This is a genomic window from Pseudoalteromonas sp. bablab_jr011, from assembly GCF_016464045.1.
GTDB classification, from domain to species: domain Bacteria; phylum Pseudomonadota; class Gammaproteobacteria; order Enterobacterales; family Alteromonadaceae; genus Pseudoalteromonas; species Pseudoalteromonas lipolytica.
Genome location: NZ_JACDWU010000224.1, coordinates 1 through 1,180 on the forward strand (window position 1 = coordinate 1; position 1,180 = coordinate 1,180).

Genomic DNA, 1,180 nt, shown 5'->3' on the forward strand with positions numbered 1-1,180 from the left:
AATATTACCGCGGTTAACGAGGGCTTGATTATAGTGAGACCAGTTTGTGATTTTGCTCATTGTTGTTGCACGGGCTAGTAGGATATAGATGATCTGATCACAGGCTGGCAAGATAGTTCAAACTTTTAGGAAACAACGCCGTTGTGTGAATGAAAGTAGAAGCATTTTTAGTTAACTCGTTTACTGCAGATGGAAGCGGAGGTAACCCTGCCGGTGTTGTATTCAATGCGGATAAACTTTCTGATGCGGAAAAACTGACTATTGCGAAAGCCGTGGGCTTTTCAGAAACGGCCTTTGTATCAGACGATGAAGAGGTCGATTTTTCGGTGTCATTTTTTACCACAACAGAAGAGGTCGATTTTTGTGGTCATGCTACGCTTGCTGTATTTTCGACTCTATTCAACCAAGGTGTGATAGCTGCGGGTAATTACACGCAGAGAACCAAAGCGGGTCTACTCGGAATAACGATTGCCAATGACGGTCAAGTTACGATGGAGCAAACCTTACCTAAATATCTCGGCAGCTTTGCGTATCATGAGGTCGCTGGATTATTGGGGGTTGATGAAGCGGTTTTAGCATCAACGGCTTTACCGGTAGACGTAATCACAACAGGTTTACCCGATATTATCGTTCCTGTACCACGGGGCTATCTCGATAAAATTGAAGTTAATAACGCTGCTCTCAGTGATTTTTGTAAACAACATGAAGTGATTGGTGTGCATGCATTTGAGCTTTACGATGCGCATGAAAAGCTGACTGCAAGTTGTCGAAACTTTGCACCTTTAGTGGGTATTCCAGAAGAATCGGCAACAGGGAGCGCGAGTGGTGCGCTTGCTTGTTACTTAACTAGGCATCTTTATTCTGAACACATTAATCATTTCAAATTTGAACAAGGACGACTCATGGGGTGTGCTTCACATATCTCAGCATGCGTTAGATCAGACAAACAAGGTGTGAGTCAGGTGTTAGTGGGTGGATACGCCAGTGGCTTCGGAACACAAATAATCGAAATATAGTGTATATATCTAAAACAAAAATCTTGTCTCGTCCTAAAATACGTTGACGGTTTTAATTGAAGGCCAGTAGCTTTTGCTCCTGGTCTTTTTTATGCACTTGGTTTGGGGTTTCCATGCCTAAACTCAAATGCGGCCTCATTTCATTGTATATTACTATTGATTCT

At 42.5% G+C, this 1,180-nt stretch carries 1 protein-coding gene; it reads left to right on the forward strand.

Features of this window, described 5'->3' with window-relative positions; genetic code table 11:
• Positions 1–149 precede the first annotated feature (149 nt).
• On the forward strand, positions 150–1,016 hold the full coding sequence (locus JIG41_RS13255; RefSeq protein WP_199524904.1) for a PhzF family phenazine biosynthesis protein: 867 nt from the start codon (positions 150–152) through the stop codon (positions 1,014–1,016).
• Positions 1,017–1,180 lie beyond the last annotated feature (164 nt).